The 20,023-nt window shown below is 34.1% G+C and carries 21 protein-coding genes and 1 tRNA gene; 1 reads left to right on the plus strand and 21 read right to left on the minus strand.

The window, feature by feature from the left end:
* Positions 1–31: 31 nt before the first annotated feature.
* The 12 genes from apf to yycF all read right to left on the minus strand — a co-directional run bounded on the left by apf (position 32) and on the right by yycF (position 12,041).
* A complete protein-coding gene (gene apf / locus MOO47_RS03810; RefSeq protein WP_249513469.1) occupies positions 32–637 on the minus strand; it encodes an aggregation-promoting factor in 606 nt (201 codons plus the stop codon).
* A gap of 200 nt (positions 638–837) precedes the next feature.
* Positions 838–1,317, minus strand: coding sequence for a 23S rRNA (pseudouridine(1915)-N(3))-methyltransferase RlmH (gene rlmH / locus MOO47_RS03815; protein ID WP_249513470.1), 480 nt, complete (start codon positions 1,315–1,317; stop codon positions 838–840).
* A 538-nt stretch (positions 1,318–1,855) separates the two neighbouring features.
* Positions 1,856–2,515 (minus strand): class I SAM-dependent methyltransferase, encoded by a 660-nt coding sequence (locus MOO47_RS03820; protein WP_249513471.1) that lies wholly within the window; start codon positions 2,513–2,515, stop codon positions 1,856–1,858.
* Positions 2,496–3,728 (minus strand): MFS transporter, encoded by a 1,233-nt coding sequence (locus MOO47_RS03825; protein WP_249513472.1) that lies wholly within the window; start codon positions 3,726–3,728, stop codon positions 2,496–2,498. The genes MOO47_RS03820 and MOO47_RS03825 overlap by 20 nt, the downstream gene beginning before the upstream one ends.
* Complete coding sequence (locus tag MOO47_RS03830; RefSeq protein ID WP_249513473.1) at positions 3,709–4,458, minus strand: HesA/MoeB/ThiF family protein; 750 nt, start codon at positions 4,456–4,458, stop codon at positions 3,709–3,711. Before MOO47_RS03830 ends, MOO47_RS03825 begins: the two co-directional genes overlap by 20 nt.
* Positions 4,459–4,541: 83 nt before the next feature.
* On the minus strand, positions 4,542–4,805 hold the full coding sequence (locus MOO47_RS03835; protein ID WP_249513474.1) for a hypothetical protein: 264 nt from the start codon (positions 4,803–4,805) through the stop codon (positions 4,542–4,544).
* A gap of 357 nt (positions 4,806–5,162) precedes the next feature.
* On the minus strand, positions 5,163–6,413 hold the full coding sequence (locus tag MOO47_RS03840; protein WP_249513475.1) for a S1C family serine protease: 1,251 nt from the start codon (positions 6,411–6,413) through the stop codon (positions 5,163–5,165).
* Positions 6,414–6,484: 71 nt separating this feature from the next.
* On the minus strand, positions 6,485–7,291 hold the full coding sequence (locus MOO47_RS03845; protein ID WP_249513476.1) for an MBL fold metallo-hydrolase: 807 nt from the start codon (positions 7,289–7,291) through the stop codon (positions 6,485–6,487).
* Positions 7,278–8,108: a two-component system regulatory protein YycI gene (locus MOO47_RS03850; RefSeq protein WP_249513477.1), complete on the minus strand. Its 831-nt coding sequence runs from the start codon at positions 8,106–8,108 to the stop codon at positions 7,278–7,280. Before MOO47_RS03850 ends, MOO47_RS03845 begins: the two co-directional genes overlap by 14 nt.
* A 2-nt stretch (positions 8,109–8,110) precedes the next feature.
* The gene (locus tag MOO47_RS03855) at positions 8,111–9,436 is read right to left on the minus strand and encodes a YycH family regulatory protein (RefSeq protein ID WP_249513478.1); all 1,326 of its coding nucleotides are present in this window, start codon (positions 9,434–9,436) and stop codon (positions 8,111–8,113) included.
* The gene (walK, locus tag MOO47_RS03860; RefSeq protein WP_249513479.1) at positions 9,423–11,300 is read right to left on the minus strand and encodes a cell wall metabolism sensor histidine kinase WalK; all 1,878 of its coding nucleotides are present in this window, start codon (positions 11,298–11,300) and stop codon (positions 9,423–9,425) included. Before walK ends, MOO47_RS03855 begins: the two co-directional genes overlap by 14 nt.
* Positions 11,301–11,327: 27 nt before the next feature.
* Positions 11,328–12,041 carry a response regulator YycF gene (yycF, locus tag MOO47_RS03865; RefSeq protein ID WP_249513480.1) on the minus strand — a complete coding sequence of 238 codons (714 nt, stop codon included), beginning with the start codon at positions 12,039–12,041 and terminating at the stop codon, positions 11,328–11,330.
* A 123-nt stretch (positions 12,042–12,164) separates the two neighbouring features.
* Here yycF and MOO47_RS03870 point away from each other — a divergent pair.
* Positions 12,165–12,237, plus strand: a tRNA-Lys gene (locus MOO47_RS03870).
* A gap of 96 nt (positions 12,238–12,333) precedes the next feature.
* Here the strand turns inward: MOO47_RS03870 and MOO47_RS03875 are convergent.
* From MOO47_RS03875 to MOO47_RS03915, 9 genes are all read right to left on the minus strand, one after another.
* Positions 12,334–13,176: a DUF975 family protein gene (locus MOO47_RS03875; RefSeq protein ID WP_249513481.1), complete on the minus strand. Its 843-nt coding sequence runs from the start codon at positions 13,174–13,176 to the stop codon at positions 12,334–12,336.
* A gap of 48 nt (positions 13,177–13,224) precedes the next feature.
* Complete coding sequence (locus MOO47_RS03880; RefSeq protein WP_249513482.1) at positions 13,225–13,959, minus strand: DUF975 family protein; 735 nt, start codon at positions 13,957–13,959, stop codon at positions 13,225–13,227.
* Between the two features lie 38 nt (positions 13,960–13,997).
* Positions 13,998–14,333, minus strand: coding sequence for a DUF4176 domain-containing protein (locus tag MOO47_RS03885; protein WP_249513483.1), 336 nt, complete (start codon positions 14,331–14,333; stop codon positions 13,998–14,000).
* Between the two features lie 76 nt (positions 14,334–14,409).
* Positions 14,410–15,252 (minus strand): hypothetical protein, encoded by an 843-nt coding sequence (locus tag MOO47_RS03890; RefSeq protein ID WP_249513484.1) that lies wholly within the window; start codon positions 15,250–15,252, stop codon positions 14,410–14,412.
* A 48-nt stretch (positions 15,253–15,300) separates the two neighbouring features.
* On the minus strand, positions 15,301–16,455 hold the full coding sequence (locus MOO47_RS03895) for a hypothetical protein (protein ID WP_249513485.1): 1,155 nt from the start codon (positions 16,453–16,455) through the stop codon (positions 15,301–15,303).
* Positions 16,456–16,926: 471 nt separating this feature from the next.
* The gene (locus MOO47_RS03900) at positions 16,927–17,430 is read right to left on the minus strand and encodes a hypothetical protein (RefSeq protein ID WP_249513486.1); all 504 of its coding nucleotides are present in this window, start codon (positions 17,428–17,430) and stop codon (positions 16,927–16,929) included.
* 10 nt (positions 17,431–17,440) lie between these two features.
* Positions 17,441–18,277, minus strand: a complete 837-nt coding sequence (locus MOO47_RS03905; RefSeq protein ID WP_249513487.1) for a hypothetical protein — start codon at positions 18,275–18,277, stop codon at positions 17,441–17,443.
* Positions 18,278–18,295: 18 nt separating this feature from the next.
* Positions 18,296–19,735 carry a T7SS effector LXG polymorphic toxin gene (locus MOO47_RS03910; RefSeq protein ID WP_249513488.1) on the minus strand — a complete coding sequence of 480 codons (1,440 nt, stop codon included), beginning with the start codon at positions 19,733–19,735 and terminating at the stop codon, positions 18,296–18,298.
* On the minus strand, positions 19,722–20,015 hold the full coding sequence (locus tag MOO47_RS03915; RefSeq protein WP_249513489.1) for a TIGR04197 family type VII secretion effector: 294 nt from the start codon (positions 20,013–20,015) through the stop codon (positions 19,722–19,724). Before MOO47_RS03915 ends, MOO47_RS03910 begins: the two co-directional genes overlap by 14 nt.
* Positions 20,016–20,023: the final 8 nt, after the last annotated feature.

A 20,023-nucleotide genomic window follows, 5' to 3' on the forward strand; every position in this document is an offset into this window, starting at 1 on the left:
TAGTATAGGAAGATAATTTTATTTTAAAATCTTAGTACCAACCATGGCTCATCCAGAAGGATTGAGCTGCGCTCCATGAACCATAACGAGAAGCTACGTAATTATTAGCAACACGTTCTTGGTTAGCTGGAGAATAGTCACCATTTAAATATGATGAATCTAATTGATATTTACCATAGTAACGACCATTTTGAGCAGTATAAGAACCACCGGATTCACGGTTAGCAATCCAATCACGTGCACTGTCGCCACCATTGTAGCTGGATACTGTATTAGTATCATTTTGAGCTGTAACAGCAGGTTGTTGAGTTTGTGCTGTTGTGTTATTGTCAACAGCTTGTTGAACTGTTGATGCATCTGGTGCAGATTGCACATCGCTTTGTGATGCAACAGCTACTTGACCATCATCCTTGATTAATAATTTTTGGCCAACATAAATCATATTGATATCCTGAATATTATTATCACCAGCAACTTGGTTAATCAAGCTCAAGTCATTCTTCAATTGGTAGGAAATGCCGGATAATGTGTCACCAGGTTTTACAGTGTAGATGCTATCAGCTTTAGCAATTTGTGTAGCACCGAATAAAGAGACAATACTTAAAACTGTTGCAACTGCTACTTGTCTGAATTTCATAGAATATAATACTCTCCTTTAATAAATAGCTTTAATAAATAGCGGAAATAAGATTTATTGAAAAACACTCTTGCCTTTCAACAAAAGATATAGTAACAGATCTATATTACGAAAACATTTCAGACAAATAAAAAAAAATTGCTTATATTACAATAACATTACAAGAGCTATAATTAACAAGTTATAAAACCATTACCATTTTACTTATGGTAGTGATTTCCCGCATTTATCATGCAAATACGATAAACTTGCTCTGTTAAAACCAAACGCATTAATTGATGTGGCAAAGTGAAACGTCCAAAGGAAATACTAGCTTGCGCCCGTTGCATGACTTTAGTACCCAAACCCAATGAGCCGCCGATCACAAAAGTTATTTTGCTGTGGCCATAAGTAGTCAGATCAGCCACTTGTTGCGCTAATTCTTCTGAAGATAAGACTTGTCCGTCAATCGCCAAAACAATTACATAATCATCAGATTTAATTTTAGTAAGAATTCGCTGACCTTCAATGTCCTTAACTTGCTGCATCTGCGCAGCACTTAAATTTTCTGGTGCTTTTTCATCTTTAACTTCCACAATTTCAAAATCACAAAACGGTTGTAATCTTTTCGAATATTCAGCAATGCCTTGAGTAAAGTATTTCTTTTTAATTTTACCCACGCCAATAATCTTGATTTTCAATCTGTTGCCTCACTTTTACACAAGTTTTTTTGTTCGGTAATTACTTTAAAAAACTATTATATCAATTTTTAACCAACTATAATTTATTCACTTATCCACTTTTAAACAAGAAAGTGCTTTTTCTGTGGATAAATAATAAAATCGTAGTTACTTTAATTTTATAACTTATTAACACTTTATCCACAAATCTGTGGATAAGTTGTTTTTGCCATAAATGGAAGATAACAATATAAACCGAACATTGCAGAACAGATCCACCTAACAAATTACGTAAATTATTAAATATATTTTTTACTTCATTGAATATGGTTGATGCAGACATTAGTCAGCGATCAGCCGAAAAGAACCAACACGGTAACGCCATAACTTTATAGTTTAAAATCCTAAATTTAAGTAAATATCTATAAGTAAAACTTGTGGCTTATTTTATATATAATAAAAATAAGTCACATCTTTATTTGAATGATGTAACTTATCAGTTATAAAAATACTTCATTATATATTCCTTTATTATTTAACTCGAATACACGTGAATGTGTCACAGACTTTCAGCTATGCCTATCCAATCCCTCACTAATCCACCCGGATAAGAATCTCTAGGCAGGTCAACAGGTGTAGGTCCTTTAAGTGGGTAAAACTTATTAGCCTCCAAAATTTCACATATGTCATTAAATGACAGGTAAAGTTTAGGTTCTATTGAATCAAAATATTTTATCAACATACTTCCACTTTTATTCATTGAGTAATTCTTCCAATCTGTCCATATATCAGTTCCAATAGCAGGAAGTTCAAAACACAAATACCCATTATCTTTAATTCTATTTTTTACCCTAGCTAAATTTTGAATGGAGTTTTCTAAAGAACTAACAACAAGTACTTTACTGCATACACAATAATCGAATTTTTTGATTTCAGAGAAAACATCTTCTAAATCTCCAACTTCTAATCTTTCCGCAAAATCAGGTTCTTCCATTTTTAACTTGTCTATACTTACGTGTGCTGTATCGCTAGCATATATATCAAATCCTTGGTTTAACAAAGGTATTACATTCCTACCAGTACCTGCTCCAATATAAAATCCCTTTTGATTTTTGTTTATATTGTTTTTTACCAAATTTTTTATGGGAAGCGGAACTTGTTTTTTCCAATTATTCCTATAAAAATTATTCCAATTATCATCATTGTTTGACCGATTCACTATTTAGATCACCTCTTTTATTGTTACGCAAATCTAAAGCTACATGCACAGATGCCCCCACAGTTAAAAAAGTCATAGTAATTGCCAAAATTCCACTAGATGATACTGCCGATGAACTAAAAATCATAGGACCCAATATATTTTGTAACTGTCCCCCTAAATTTATAGCACTCAAATCCGTTGCTAAAAATTTATTTCTGCTATATATAGTCATATAAACGGATATTGCTGCACTACTAAACAGCTCTGCTAATATTTGTGCCACCACAATAGCTATAAATACAATTATCAGTAACAAATGAAGATTAAATTTGGGTATTAATGCAATTAATATAAAGGATATTGATAGCAATAAACCAGATGAGATCCATAATTTATTGTATCTATAGTTTTCATATGCCCATTTATTTGTTATGCCTTGTAGCAAGGCTATAGTAATAGTATTTATCACAAAAACTAATGGCGATAGCCATGTGAAAGCTTTAAAATGAATAACAATTAGCAAGGGAATATAGACGTTGAGTAATGTTCTATGAAAAGAAAACAAAAAGTTTTCAATCATGAGATTAAATCGCGTGCGATTGAAAATAGATGACTTTATCACTGACAGAGATGTTAGTGAACTAGTTTTGATTTTAGCTGCTGAGACGTTAGTACCCTTTAAAGCTGTTATATATACAAAAACAACTACTATAAAAGACATTGAATTAATTATTATTATCGGTTGTAATCCAGTATGTGCTACTGTTGCTAATGAACTAATTCCGGCACCTATTCCATAACCAACATTAGATGGTAAAGCCATATCCCCTAGTAAAACAGTAGCTTCTTTATGTGACAAGGGAGCTATGATCAAACTCTTAGTTAAGGAACCAGCTGACCTATCAATTATTCCAAATAAAGTCATATAAACTAAATAGCCATTATTACCTGACACAAACAACCATCCCAACATACCAATTGCCCTTAAAATATAAGATAGTGAAAATATTTTTAATTTACCATACTTGTCAGCTAAGTAGGCAACTGGTAGAGAAGCTATAGTTCCTGATATGGCAGATAATGTTAATCCTAAGCCAATAATGCTTGGTGAAACGTGACTATATGTTGCAAAAAAAATAGTGGATACACTTACAAAAGAGCCTGTCCCCAACGAATCAATACCTGACGATAGTAATGCAGCAAATCTGATATTATTCTTTATTTTCACCATTTTTATCTCCACATGCAGGGCAATCAGAGTTTTTAGGAATCGGAATTCTATAAAAATCATTTTGAAAATTAGAACTGGATAATAAGTATCCTCGTGCTAATTCTCCTCGCTTTAAGGCTATTTTTAAGACCTCATTAGCGCCCATTACGCCTGCAATTCCCGTTGCTACTCCCCATACGGCTACTGGACCCCGCCTACTTTCTGGCAAATCTGGGAATGCACATTTTAGGCATGGATCAGAATTATTCAAACGAGTGAAAACATATCCATATCCATATTGTGCTGATACATGCACCATAGGTATATCTTTATCTATAACAAACTGATTGACCATCATCCTTTGCTCTGGACCATCTCCTCCTTCAAGGATTACGTCATATCCTGATAATAAATTTTCAATATTATCAGGAGTAACTTTTTCTGTACAGCTTTCAATAGAAATATCGGGATTTAATTGTCTTAATTTTTGTTCTGCTACTTCAGATTTATACTTTCCTATATCGTCAGTTGAATACAGAATCTGTCTATTTAAATTACTCAAATCGACTTTATCAAAATCTATTATTTTGATTTTTCCTACGCCCGCAGCAGCTAAATAATACAACAGTGGTGATTTAACGCCACCAGCACCAACACTAACTACACTAAATTGACTGATAAGTTTCTGTCCTTCTTCTCCTACCTGAGGCATGGAAATTTGCCTATTATATCTCGTATTTTCAAAATGCATAACCTTAATTTACCTCCCATGATAAATATAGAAGATCAAATAATAATTACAAATTTGATCTTCTATATTTAACTACTTAACTACTAACCATCACAAGTTGCGACAACTGCTAACATAACATCATCGTTCTTATATACTGGTTGATCCAACTTAGCTAACTTACCATTAACTAATACCCTGCAGAGTTGACGAGGTTTATCTTCAGATTCATTAAACAAGTTGTGCTTTAAATCTTCATCCTTAAAAGATACCTCTTTTACAATGTCAGATACATTATCACTACTACATGCAACGAATCCTGTGCCCAATCTACCTTCTGCAATTCCGCGAAGCTTCACATTAATCATACTTTTCGCCTCCTTTAATTGAATTAAGCAAAGCTTATATCAAATAATTATATAAAGCAAATATAATGAACTTAAAATAATTTTATCAATTTAAATACTTAAATAAAATCCAAACAAGTCCTATGTACACTAATGCTTTAATTTTATTGATACAAAATATTTCCAAAAGAAAAAGTCCCACTCTAATTATTAGAGTGGGACTTTCAGACACTTGCCCGTAAAAGATTAAATATAAAAATCTTTTTTGGAACGTACTAGAAACTTCTATTTATAAATTACATTGGTAATCTGAATAACCAAGACAATAAACACGACAAAGTTTTTTTATTCTACTAACACCCTTAACACTAACTATCTTTAATTCGTTTTCGTTAATTTCATATCCACAGACTGTTGCTTACCGTCGCGGTAATACTGAATTTTTACAGTATCGCCAGCGCTATGATTGTAAAGTTGCGTATGCAAATCTGCTACACTCTTGATCTTCTTGTTGTCTAAACCAACAATCACATCATACTTCTTCATACCAGCACTTTTAGCCACCGAATCATTGGTAACTTCAGCAACCACTACGCCAGAAGTCACATCATCAGGCAATTTCAAAACAGATTTTTGTTGACCTTCTTGAACTTGATCCAGATCAAATACTTTCACACCTAAAGTAGGACGTTCAATTTTACCATTTTGGACTAGTTGATTAATAATTTTCACAACTTCATTACTTGGAATGGCAAAACCCATGCCTTCGACCGAGGTCCCATCAACACTAGCGGCCAGCTTCATCGAATTAATCCCAATTACTTGTCCAGCAACATTAACTAGCGGACCACCTGAATTACCAGGATTAATCGCAGCATCAGTCTGCATAACCGTGGCTTGTCCCGTAGTTTGACCCGTTTTTTCGTCAGTTGTATCAATAGTCCGATTCTTTGCAGAAATAATACCTTCTGTCACCGAAGTAGCATACTGACTGCCTAATGGTGAACCAATCGCAATAACTGATTCTCCCGGTGTCACTGCGTCAGAATTACCAAAAGTAGCCGTTGAACTGATTTTATTAGCTGGCACTGACAACACGGCTAAATCCGTAACTTCATCCGTGCCAACTTTTTTAGCCGTGATTTTTTGCCCATCACTCAAAATAATTTCTAATTTTTGTGAACCAGAAACAACGTGATTGTTCGTTACAATATAGGCTGTATCGCCTTGTTTGGAATAAATAACCCCCGAACCTTCACTAGATTCTTGCAAATCACTATTCTTTTTGTTCTGGTCGGATTGATCATTATTACCACCAGTGATGCCACCAAATAGCGAACTTAAATCACCATCATCTTGCTGTTCACGTTGATAATTAATTACAGAAACAACTGATCCCTTAACTTTTTTAAAGGCACTGGTCATCTGATTATTGGATTTCACAGTCACATTACTAATTTTGGTTGTACCAGCTTTACCGGATCCGCCCACCAGTGACTGATCCACGTTACTATTATTGGTACTAAAATGATTGAAAGCCCAAAAGCCCAATCCTGCACCAATGAAAGCTGAAACTAAAGCAATAATTGCAACTTTCCATAAATTAGATTTTGAATTTTGATTATTCAAGTTGTTTCCCCCTTCATTAAGCTATTTTTTTATTGTAAATCAAAAATTTGAAAAAATCATGAACCCACACCTTAAATCGTTGTTAAATCAGTGGGGTGTTCAGCATCAGTATCACGCAACCAAAAATCATGATCGACACCATAATCATTAGCTTGTAGCAAATTACTGACGGTTTCATGTGCTAAATCTTTCAAATTATTTTCCGGACTCAAATGACCTAAGAAAACTTGTTTAGTCTGGTTACCGATCACATCAAGCAAGGCTTGCGCGCCATCAACATTGGATAAATGCCCTGAATCACTAATAATACGTTGCTTCAAAGACCACGGATAATACCCATTACGCAGCATTTGTAAATCATGATTGCACTCCATCAAAATACCATCCGCATTTTGAATTAAATATTTCATGCGATCGGACACATAACCAGTATCCGTTAAATCCACAAATGACTTATTCTGGTAATGAATATTATAAAATTGCGGATCCACGGCATCATGCGACACACTAAAGCTTTCAATGGTCACATCATCTAAATCCAACAAACTATTTACCGCCAACAAATGTTTCTGGCTATCAGGTACCACGCCAATTTTAGCAGTCATTGCCGCCCAAGTCTTAGCATTCGCATAAACATTCATCCCATAACGGCGTGCTAGCACACCAACGCCCCGAATATGGTCGCTGTGCTCGTGCGTAACTAATATGGAATCAACTTGCGCAATATCTTCGCCGATCAACGCCATTAAATTCTTGATTTTCTTACCTGATAAACCTGCATCAATCAAAATTTTATGCCGTGGCGTTTTGATATATAAGGAATTTCCTTGGCTGCTACTGGCTAAAATACTAACTTGCATCTTATCATTCATCGTCATTTACCGCGGGAAAATTGTTGCTTTTGACAATAGTTCCATTAAAAGCATTCACTTTACGAATTTCTGACGTTTTATTGCCTTTAGACAAAAAACAAACATACCAGACCGGAATATAAATCGTACTTCCCTTTACCTTTAATAGTTTCGCATAACCTTGGCGCGTCCACTTAATTTGCGAATTACTAGGAATTTCATTATTAGTATACAAATTATTCACCGCACGTTGCTCACTAATCGTCGTTTGTTTCTCGCGCAATACGCTAACTGCATCAACATAAGTCTGTTCATAACTAATCAAGCGCTGATTCGAAATTTTAACTTCAATATTACCTTCAGACTCATATAAAGTCCCCCACTTCAGCTTTTGAACGTAAATTAAGTCGTTTTTGGAGGACAAATATGGTGCATATTTATATTGATCGCCAAAAATCGCATTATGTGGTTTATTCAAAAAACGCTGCACATAAATAGCTTGTTTTTGATGGTCCGCCGGCAACGTAACTGGTGAATTGAGCGCCACCGTCAATAAATTTTTATCAGCATCATAATTAGTCGTGACATTGTGTAATTTAGTTTGATTATTATGCCAAGTATGATCGCTATTTTGACTTGCTAAATAATAGCCGGAGCCAGTTTTCGTACTCAATTTACCACTAACAGTAATATTATCCTGGGCCATTTCCTTTTCCAAAGTAGCATGACCGTTATTACTCGTAATCACCACGGAATTTCGCGCTTGCGTGTAGGAAGTAAAGAGAAAAATATCCAGGAAAATAAATACTATCAAAAAAATTGCTTCAATTCGCCGAAAATCCATCTTTACCTCCCCTGACTTAATAGTTCATCATACGTATGCCATTGATTATTATAAAAAATGTAATAAGTTGGCGTTAAATCAATAATATTTTTATTTTGATCATTATTAGACCAACTATAACCGATCACAATATTTTGTAAATCTTTCATATTATATCCAGCATTTTCCAAGCGCGTAATTAAGGTCTGCGTGGAAGGCAATTCAACTGGTTGTTGATCTGTAGGAATAGGTACTTGGAAGAATTTCTTGGAAAAAACAGCTGTTTGTCCATCATTGGAATAATTAATCTTCACGGTGCCAATTTGATCCTGCTGAAAAATTGGAAAACCATCCACATAATTGCGGAAAGATAATTGGCGTTCTCGTTGATTATAATTAAATAAATATAGTCCTGACAAAGAAGTACCGATTTGCGTCAAGGTACGGTAAGAATTACTAAATAAATCCATCGTTGTTTGTGGCATTTTAGTCTTAGTGTAATCATTCAGCGTGACAAGTGATGTTTTATTATCTACAATCATACTACGATTGACGCCACTGCGATAAGTGGTTAAATTATCTTCTTTGCGCGTTGTAATATTGACGCCTTGATTAGAATTCAACAAATTAGCAATCAGCGTATTATTATTTTGATCAGCAACTAAATAACTGATTCGCTTAATTTTCATGGGTTGCAGATAGTAAACCTGCACGCCATGAGAATTAGTTTGCACATTAACCGGAACAGAAAAATTATTATCTTTTAAAAGGTTGTGCATTTTCTTACTATTTAAATCTGTAATTTGAGCTTGGTAAATCGTAAAATTTTGATCATCCAAAAAGTAAATCTGATGTTGCAAATTTTTATTGCGCAGAATAATGATTCGATTAATTAATTTATCGTTGTGGACGCTTAAATCTTTTTGATTCATCATTTCTGCAAAAGAGTTAATGGATATTTTTGTCGGGTAACTTAATTGCACCGACGACTGCAAATGCAAAAAATTTTGGTAGCGATTTTTATTTTTAGTGGAGATTTGCTTAATACCCGTAATATGTGCTTTTTTTATTTCTTTCACAACATTATCAATGGTATTAGATTGATTATTGTACATAATATATTGTTTCTCAGATTGGCGTGTCAATATCAACCTAGTCGGTGAAAACACATCATCCATATTCCGTGGAACTGATGTTGTCCGCTGATGCAAAGTCTGTAAATTATTATTAGACTGCACACCTTGTTGATATTTCGCATTATTCGACCAAATCATCCACGACAAAATCACACTAATGACCACGGCAATTAAGAGGGTGCCACGCAACACGGCATTGCTAAAACTTTTCATCCCAGTAGCCTCCATTCTCCATCGGATCATAAGGTAGTGAAATATAAAAAGTTGATCCATGATTTTCCGCACTCTTAACCCACATATGGCCACCTTGTGCTTCAATCACTTCTTTGGCAATCGCCAAACCTAACCCAGTGCCACCTTGCTTGCGAGAACGAGCTTTATCCACGCGATAAAAACGATCAAAAATATGCTTCAAATCCTTGCGTGGGATGCCCAAGCCTTGATCAGAAATACTCAAAATCAAGCTATGATTAGTATCAAGCAAGCGACATGTTATCAAGCCACCGTCCGGCGAATATTTCAAAGCATTGTTGATAATATTATCAATTGCTTGTGTCATCTTATCTGGATCAATTTCTACCCACAAATCTCTGCGCGTAAAAATCCGTTTAATCTTATAATGTTTAACTGGCTTGCCTTCTTCTTGTGCCTTTTTCTCATCTTTTTGAATCACTAAATCAAAGCGATCCAAAATATAATTGAACATTTCATTAAAGTTCACCAGTTCAACATTCATTTTGGCAGTACCTTGATCTAAACGCGATAAACTCAATAATGAATTCACCATTCGAATCATGCGTTCAGTCTCTTCTTGCGTTACCTTCAAAAATTGCGGTGCGATATTTGGATCTTGCCAAGCACCTTCGTTTAACGTTTCAATGTAACTATGCAGACTAGTTAGTGGCGTACGCAATTCATGCGATACATTGGAAACAAATTCCCGGCGATCTTGATCAATGCGCTGCTGTTTAGTAATATCATGCAACACACAAACCAGCCCCGTAACAAAGCCAGTACTACGCTTAGTCAATGAAAAATCCACTTGCAAAGTTAACTCATCACCGTCACTTGCAATGTTAGGACCAATAACTTGTGAAGATTGATCATTCAATAAATCATTAAAAGTAACGTGATCATCAAGTTTCAACACATCATCTAACTGCATTGTTGTAGCTTGCTCGGCATCGATATCCAAAAAATTTTGCGCCGCTTCATTGATAATGATGACTTTACCGTGACGATCGGTGGCAACCACTCCATCCGTCATCTGCCCCAAAACACTATCCAAGCGCAAACGTTCTGATTTAGAATTTTCTTGCTCTTCTTCAACTTTAACGGACAAATTATTAACTGCAATCGCTAATTGTCCCAATTCATCATTACTATAAACGCGAACTTGTCCCGAGTAATCGCCATTAGCCATTCGATTAGCTTGCCGTTTCATTTCGGCAATCGGTCGAGTAATCGCTCGGGCAACCACAATGGAAATCAATGCACCAAAAATCCCCGCAACCAGCGAAGAAATGAAGAAAATGAAAACAATCCGATTGATATTTTTATAAACTTGATCCATATCTGCACGAATGTAGATCGCACCTACCACGGTATTATTTTCGCCACTAGAATTAATTAGCGGAGTAATGGATAAATAATAGCTTCCCTCACGGTCACTATGCGAAATTTGCGTCACCTTGCGCCCTGAATAGATGGCATCTTTAATTTGTGAGTTGGTCGTTCTTTTCCCCACCAATTGCTGATTATTATCGTCTTTAGTAGCGACAATGCGGCCTTGATTATCAATAACTTCCATTTCTGAAATCTGCACATTAGTAAAATCCTTTACGGTGTTACGAATGTTACGCCGCGATTTCGTCGTGTTGCTGGACAAATCTGTTGATAATGGTGCCGTCATCCAAGATGGTAATTGCACTTGCGTTTTAAAGTTTTCGACGTTTTGTTGTTCTAAGCGGTGCACAAAATAAGCCCCGATCACTTCAATAGTGCTTAATAATAGTAAAATGAATACTAATGCAATTTTGTACTGCATTGAGCTAAAAAAACTAATTTTCTTATTCACTAAATATTTCCCCGGAAATAAATTTACCTAGTCTTCTTTATTATTGTCAGAACGTAAATAGTAACCAACACCACGGCGAGTCACTAAATATTCCGGACTGCTAGGGTCAGTTTCAACTTTTTCACGCAATCGCCGAATCGTTACATCGACAGTCCGCACATCACCAAAATAATCATAACCCCACACAGTTTGTAATAAATTCTCGCGTGTCATCACTTGTCCCATATGCTGTGCTAAGTAATAAAGCAACTCAAATTCTCGATGAGTTAATTCGATTTCCTTGCTATTTTTGGTTACAGTGTATGCTTCTGGTAAAATCTCCAAATCACCGATTTGAATATTTGAATTTTCATCAGTAGCATCGCTGCTTAAATTGACTTTTTGTCTTCTCAAATTAGCTTTCACCCGTGCCACTAATTCGCGATTAGAAAAGGGTTTGGTAACATAATCATCAGCACCCATTTCGAGGCCCAAGACTTTATCTAGTTCAGAATCTTTCGCTGTCAACATAATAATTGGCGTATCTTTGGTTTTTCGAATTTGCCGCGCAACTTCCAAGCCATCAATTTTGGGCAACATTAAATCCAAGATAACTAAATCAGGATTTTCTTGTTCTACTTTATCTAAAGCTTCTTCACCATCGAAGGCCACACTGGATTCAAAACCTTCTTTATCTAAGTTGTACTTTATTATATCGGATATTGGTTTTTCATCGTCCACAATCAAAATTTTATTCGCCATCAGGTAGAATACCTCCTTGGTTGATCAGTTACAGTATACTAATTTTCTGATCTATTGACAAAATAGTTTATAAATAATATTGCCAAGTCTGATTGGATGTGCTACTATAGTAAACGTGCTTACGGGTGGTTAGCTCAGCTGGCAGAGCAACGGACTCTTAATCCGTGGGTCCAGGGTTCGATCCCCTGACCACCCATTAATTAATAATACTAACATTCTTTTGGATGTTGGTATTTTTTTGTTTTCAAAAAAAAAACAGCCAACATCGAAAATGTCGGCTGTCATAAGCATTCTATTTTTTCTTGTTGTTAAACAAATGATAGAAAAAGTTAGTTTGAACTCCTGATAAATATGCTGAATAAAATATCAGCAAGATTAAATATATGATGTAACCCAAGTCGGGTAAAACTATTCTCACAATCCCCCAAATAACCACTATTAATACTATCCATCCTAATGTGCTAAGAATCAAAACAAAGTACTGCCATTTGTGACTTTTCATTAATTGACGGCTTTGTTTGAGAGAACTAAAAATACTTAGATTATCTTTATTGTTATCAATATTACGTTTTAATACCAAAATTGTTGCAAAATAAGGACACAAGATGACAAAGACTCCTACTGATATAAACATAAGAACAATACCAAGTAAAAGGATAATAAAAATTTCTCTGGACCAACTCAAACTATTTAGGTGCAAAAGTGCGCTAACACCGAAAATAATTACAATGCATAATATCGCATACACCACAATGAAGATAACTGCCTCTAATGAAGCAAGAGGCATGGTTTTTTTGAAGTATTTTGATCGAAACATCTTTGACCAAAAACCATGTGGCACTTCATTTCCATCCAGTAAATCATACAAATTAATCAAAACCATGTTGCTGACATTGAAAGTGAGTATTCCCATAGCTAGTCCCATTAGGATATAGATGCCCAATAAGAGTAAACTTGTAACATTTATAGGTCCTGATACTTCTGTAGTAAAACCTACTAGAAACGACATTACAAAACCTATTACAAAACTTAAAAGAACTGGTCCAATCATTATTTGGAAAACTTGTTCTTTTTCATTTTTATACAAGTACTTAATTTCTTTCTTTAATTCCTTACGCATTTCATGTGAGCTCATTTAAAGTCTCCTATCAATCGCACTCTTTGCACTAAATTACGAAAAAAATTAAATATTATCAGAAGTTTCAGAATTAAGTTTCTGATTAAATTTTTCCTTCACATCATCATAAAATGCAGCATAAGTTCCTGCTGTATAAGGAATTAACCATAGATATCCTATGAAAAGGGTAATCATGGAAAGTATAATCCAACCAAGAAAACTCAAATTTAAAACAAACATATGCCATTTATTTCCATTCATCATTTCACGACTTTTAGTAATACAGTCTAAATAACTAATATTAGTTTCCCCTGCATCAACGGCATCTTTGTAGATAAATAATGCTTGTGAATAAGAATAACTTTTGACAAGTCCAGGAATAATTAAAAGAAGCGACCATAAAAATGTAAAAAATACCTCTAATAAAAATATAATAATAGTTCCCTTGAAATATTTCGCATTAAAAACAGATCCCCAGGAAAATTCAGGCTTTTCTCTTGTTCTAAGCCAATTCAAAGACATGGATTGCACAGAAAACTTTTGATTAACTAACACAAAAGCAAATACAATAATTATAATAAGAATTAATGGATTAAAAAAATTTTCTGAAAAATACGAAAAACCACCACCATAAGTCATGGTCTGCTCTACTTCAGGTTTTGGTGCCATTCTATTAACAATTTGCTCAATTAATATGACCAAAATCATTGGCAATAACCCCATACTGACAGCTCTGCCCCAATGCCCCTTATAAGTTCTCTTAACTTCTCTTTTTAATTCACTACGTTTCTTTAAATTCATTATGACACCCCTCATTGTCAAAATTCAATTAACAAAATTTAAAACAAGTTGCCTTCAAGTCCTTTATTAACAGAACTTATAGTATCTTCTTCAACTTCACGACTTTGCATCCATTCTTGATAAGCTACTTTAAAACGCTCTTCATCCTCGTCAGCGAAACCGGCAAACAAAATGTCATCAATATCTTTGTGATTGAAGAAAATGGTCTGATCAGGATCAATGCCCTCTGGATAGCGACAACCCATATAATCCATAAAGTGGTCGCTGCCATCGTCTTCATAAGAAACGCCGCGCGCAATAACCATTAATTTTTGCGTACCTTCTTTTAATAAGACAATGGAGCCTAACGCTAATAATTCTTGTTCATCATTCATTTTGATACCATCCTTTAAATTTTATTTCCCGAGAAATATTGCCACCCACAAATATTACTTAACCCCCTCACCTCCTCTAGTTACTTTCAGGTAATCCTTGATAACTAAAATTGTATTCTTGTTCATATTCTTTGCGATACTTGAGCAAGTAATATGCTGGCAGAAAACACCTAATTGGAAAGTAGACAAGCACCAATAAAATTGTAGCTCCACAAAATAACGGGAGAAAGATCCAAATAGCCACAAAAGTTTCTATCTGATCATGTAAATTATTATGATGCAACACAAGATGACGTTTACGAAAAGCTTTTTCAAATACTATTGCTATACCAAACAAAATAATTCCTAAAGCTGTCAACTTTGCTATAATTCCTTTTATACTTTGTAGCCAATCAGGCAACGGCTTTTCAGTTTTAAATAATTTATAATTCAAATCATAATAACTTATTACTACTAAAATAAGCGACAAAATTATAATTACTAAGCATAAAATATTAAATATCCAATTTGTGTTATCTTTTGCTAATGTCTTAGATATTACTGGAATTATATCTATGAGAAACAAAGAAGTAATAATACAAACAGCTAACAACACAAAATTATCAATCAAGTAAAAAAAAACATAATTACGTTTAAAGCTCACAATAAGAGTGGTAACTAAACTCAATACAAAAACTGCAATGGTAACTAGCAACAAAATATTAGCAGATATAGTAAATTTTTTATGCATCATGTTAAAAAGAAAACCAAAAAATAATGGTAATAAAAACAGGCAACTAATCTTAAAGTAACTAGCAAGACCGCCTTTAGCAGTGACTGCCTTTTTTTGGCAAGTTTCTAGCAACCCTTTTTCTAAAATGTTGTTTGTAATATTTTTAGTTTGTTCATAAGATAACTGATTAAAATTAATGATATTCACTCCCAATAGATCGAATTGATATTTAAGGTCACACAATAAGATGTGACCCTAAAGGGAACCAAAAAATTTTTTTGTATTATTCCAAGCATTTTTAGTTGTTTTACCTACCCCCACTTCCAGATTATGTGCAGCTTTTTTAGTATCCTTTACTATATTGGGATCCAATTTCTTAGCCCCTACTACAACTGCAGATGCACCTAAGCCTATAGCACCACCTAGAACAGTACCTTCAGGTCCAAAAACTGAACCGATTTCTGCACCCAAAGCTGTCCCACCCACTATAGAAGCATTACCAAAAACGGTATCAATTGTAGAATCGCTGGTTGCACGAGATATTGAATGTTTTTTCTTATTTTGTTTTTTGTAATCTTTTATAAAATTATCACCAAAATCCAATCCCACAGAAACGTATGAACTACCTAAAATTTTTCCAAATGTCCCACCAAAGGTTGATAATTTATCAATTCCAAATTCTGCAAAACCCTTACCAAGACCATCACTAAGGTATCCCATATATTTACCAATTTTATTAAATTTTTCAATAACAAATTCTGGTAAGATAATATTTTGATATTTTTCTATATTCAATCCAATTTCAAAAAATAATTTTTCATTATTTGGACTTTTCTCAATAAATCTCATTAATTCTGAAGAATCAAATAATCTTAGCCAAGCTTCTTTTGTATTAGTAGACAACGCCTCTTTGATTAACTTATATAATTTACTATCCGTTACTGCTTTCATTTTATCCAAAATTTCTTTTTGTGCTATTTTTGATTGCGATAACTTAAAGTACGCCAGACCTTTATTATCCTTTTCAGCACCACCGGCAGCATCCAAAATATCTTTGATATTTTTATCGACAGTCTTAATATCCTGCAAAGTTGTCGACAATTTCTTGCCGTTAAAAGTTTTCAGCTGTTCGTTAGTCTTAGTAACTTTTTTGCCCAAAGCATTTAGATCTTTGGCTGCGACTGAATTAAACGTTGCCACCGCAGCACCCGCACCGCTAGCCATCTGCACTTCCTTATTTAGATCCGCCAATGTCTTTTGGTTAATCTTCTCCACCGACTTAATCATCTTCGACAAATCACTGAGATGCTCGCTATCCAGCACCGCCGAATCGCTATTATCAACATCGCTTTTAAAATCGTTCACCAGATCTGAAAAAGCTTGATTCAACCGCGATAAATTTTCTTGCAATTGCTGATTTTTCTGCCCGTGAACATTTATACCGAGTTATATTCTATTTAACTTCTGCTTTACGTAATGCTTTCATGAATGACTCAGATTCCCATAATTCTTCAAGAACTTTCTTTGGATTAGTAGACATTAATTGACTACTTTTTCTTGTGCTTTTCCCAACCACAAAAATCAATTTGATATTCATCCAAAATCTTTTTTTGATATTCTTTTTTATATTTCAAAAAGTAATAATTAGGCAAGATGTATCTTGTGGGAAATCTATAAAACAAAAAATAAGATACTGCAAAAATCATTAATGGAACCAAAATAACGATCATAGAATAATATTCTAGGGAATGTGTTAGAGGTGAGTGCTAGACAAATGTCCTTTTAATCAAATTCACAATCATACATAAACAAAATATTGCCCCACCATATTTAGCTATTACATTGTTCACACGTGAAATATTGATATCTGTCTTACTTCGTTCAACACCTAATGTTTTTTTTAAATACAGAATAGGAATGATAAATATTAATGAATGTCCAAATAATAATAAAAATATAGAAAATATATATAAGCCAAACCATTAGCCCTCTAGACAATGCTGCTAGACCTATCATCATAGCAGGAATAAGCAAAATTATAATTACAAAGTTGTTATATAACATCCCAAATGAAAAAATTTCATCCCACAAAACGCTTTTAGTGAAATATAAAATAATATAAGAAAAAATAGATAAAATCCACAAGCATAATACAAAAAAGAATAACAAATTCCCTAATTTTAAAACTAATTCTAATTTTTTATTTTTAACAACAAAGGATATAAAAAGTAAAAACAAAATCCAAAAATTAAAGAATGAATTGGCAAAAAAATGCTTAAAAGTGTATCCAAAAGTTACATGCTTCTTACCTTTGAGATTAACAACAAAATTATTTATTAAATCTTTGGTGATTTTTTCGCTTTGCTTAAAAGTTAGATTAAACACCTAAACAACCTCAATTATATTTTTTATTGTGTTTTTCCAAATTAAAGAAATCAACTTGATATTCATCCAAAATCTTTTTTTGGTATTCCTTTTTATATTTTAAAAGATAATAGTGAACAATAAAAACTTTAAAGGGCATATAAAAACCACACAGGTACACAATCGCAAAAATCATAATTGGCACAAATACAATCATGGCAATGAGTAACTTAAAAGACCGACTCAACATATTGTGGTTAAAGAAAACACACTTTATACCTTTAAAAATAAAAATCAGAGAAACAATAATGGATCCATATTTGGCTATGAATTTATCGAATTTTTTTAATTTAACATCAAATTTATTAGTACATATACCAAAAGTTTCTCTAAAAGATAAATAAGAAATCGCTGTTTGAATAATAGCCAAAATAAAAACAAATCCATAAAAAGTCACTAGCAACCAATTTATTTTCCCTATAAAAAATAAATAAAAAACAATATAAGCAGCAGCTATGAAAAATATAATATAGACATAAAAGCAAAGTAATCCCAGAGAAAATATATAATCAAATGCTATATTCTTAGTGAAAGACAAAACAATATAAACAATAAACGAAAGCACAACAGCAAATAAAATTAAGAACAAATAAACATAAGAAAAGATAGTAAATATATTAAATGTTTTTGGATCCATCAGGATAGGAGCGGCCATAACAATAGCTCCAACAACAAAAAATAAACTTGCAAAAAATTTTCGTAAAATATGCCATGTGGTAAATTTTTTCTGACCATTTAAAGATTGGATCAAAGACTTAACAACATAATCCGTAACTTTTTCACTCTGTTCAAAAGTTAAATTAAACATTTCAACTACTCTTTTCTATCAAAATAAATGCCCTAACGTATTACTGATGTTTTTCTCAACATTATGTGCATTTTTCTTGAGATGATCACCAAATTTAGGATCAGAAAATTTTTTAAGTGACATAAATCCACCTACTGCTGCACCTCCAATTGCACCTATCGCTGCACCTCCTGGGCCAAAAATTCCACCTATTTCAGCACCGGTTACCGCACCGCTAACTGGACCAATCCCTGTTATAGTATCAACCGCACCGTCACTAACTGCTCGTCCTAAATCATGTTTCTTTCCCTTTTGACTGGCATAGTCGAAAGCGATATTGGTAAATCCATCTATTGCCAGACCCACACCATTTTTATCGAGAAATTTGGAAGCTTTGCTGCCTGTTTTGACCACGCCTTTACCGAATTTACCAAGTTCTCCCCATTTAGGCGATTTAAATCCCTTCCAATCTTTAACTTTTCCAACACCATAATCAACTACACTACGTATCGGGCTCGCCAACTTATCCAGCTTTCCCATATATTTGGCCAGTTTATTAGCATATTTAGATGCCTGACTAGCATATTTAGAAAGTTCTTTGGGTAACGTATATCCAGCAAGCATGAAAGATGCACTTAGTAAATTCATAGTTTTTGATGCAAACTTATTCCCGCGAATAGCTTGCATCAAGTCTTTTGATTCAAGTAATTCTTGTAAAGCTTTTTTAGGATTGCTCTTCGATAATTGTTCAATTCGTTTGTATGCATCTTTACCTACAAAACCCTGGACATCTTTTAAAAGGCTATTAACGAACTTAAATTCTGGACTATCTTCAATTTCTTTTTGTGCTATTTTTGATTGCGATAACTTAAAGTACGCCAGACCTTTATTATCCTTTTCAGCACCACCGGCAGCATCCAAAATATCTTTGATATTTTTATCGACAGTCTTAATATCCTGCAAAGTTGTCGACAATTTCTTGCCGTTAAAAGTTTTCAGCTGTTCGTTAGTCTTAGTAACTTTTTTGCCCAAAGCATTTAGATCTTTGGCTGCGACTGAATTAAACGTTGCCACCGCAGCACCCGCACCGCTAGCCATCTGCACTTCCTTATTTAGATCCGCCAATGTCTTTTGGTTAATCTTCTCCACCGACTTAATCATCTTCGACAAATCACTGAGATGCTCGCTATCCAGCTCCGCAGAATCACTATTATCAACATCGCTTTTAAAATCGCTCACCAGATCTGAAAAAGCTTGATTCAACCGCGATAAATTTTCTTGCAGTTGCTGATTTTTCTGCCCATGCACATCTTCAGTGTAACTTTGCATGGCTTGTTGTGCATTGCCTTCAAAGCCTTCAGTCTGGGCAGTCTGCATCATCTTATTGCTGACAGACTTCAAGTCATCCTGAAAATCACTGGTTTGCTGTTTGATTTTTTGTTGGCGCTCCAGAACTTCAGATATTTTAACCTTTACCAACTGTAACCGCCCCCATTTGCTTAGCTTCATTGTCATCGGCTTTTTGCAACTCAGCACCAGCTTTTTTATATTGCTCAACGTCATGCGAGGCTAATTTTTCGTAATTTTGAATTGTCTTTTTTACGTCTGCAGCCACTTTAAAAAAATCGTTAAAAGGATCCAAGTTAGTCGTATCAAGCTTAGAAGAAGTCAACTTACCTTTTCCCAGAGCAGACACTGCACTTTTAGCTTTACCAGCATTATTATCCAGCGCTCTTTTATCTAATTTAATCTTTGTCATTTTAGCCT

This window comes from Bombilactobacillus thymidiniphilus (assembly GCF_023380245.1).
GTDB lineage: Bacteria > Bacillota > Bacilli > Lactobacillales > Lactobacillaceae > Bombilactobacillus > Bombilactobacillus thymidiniphilus.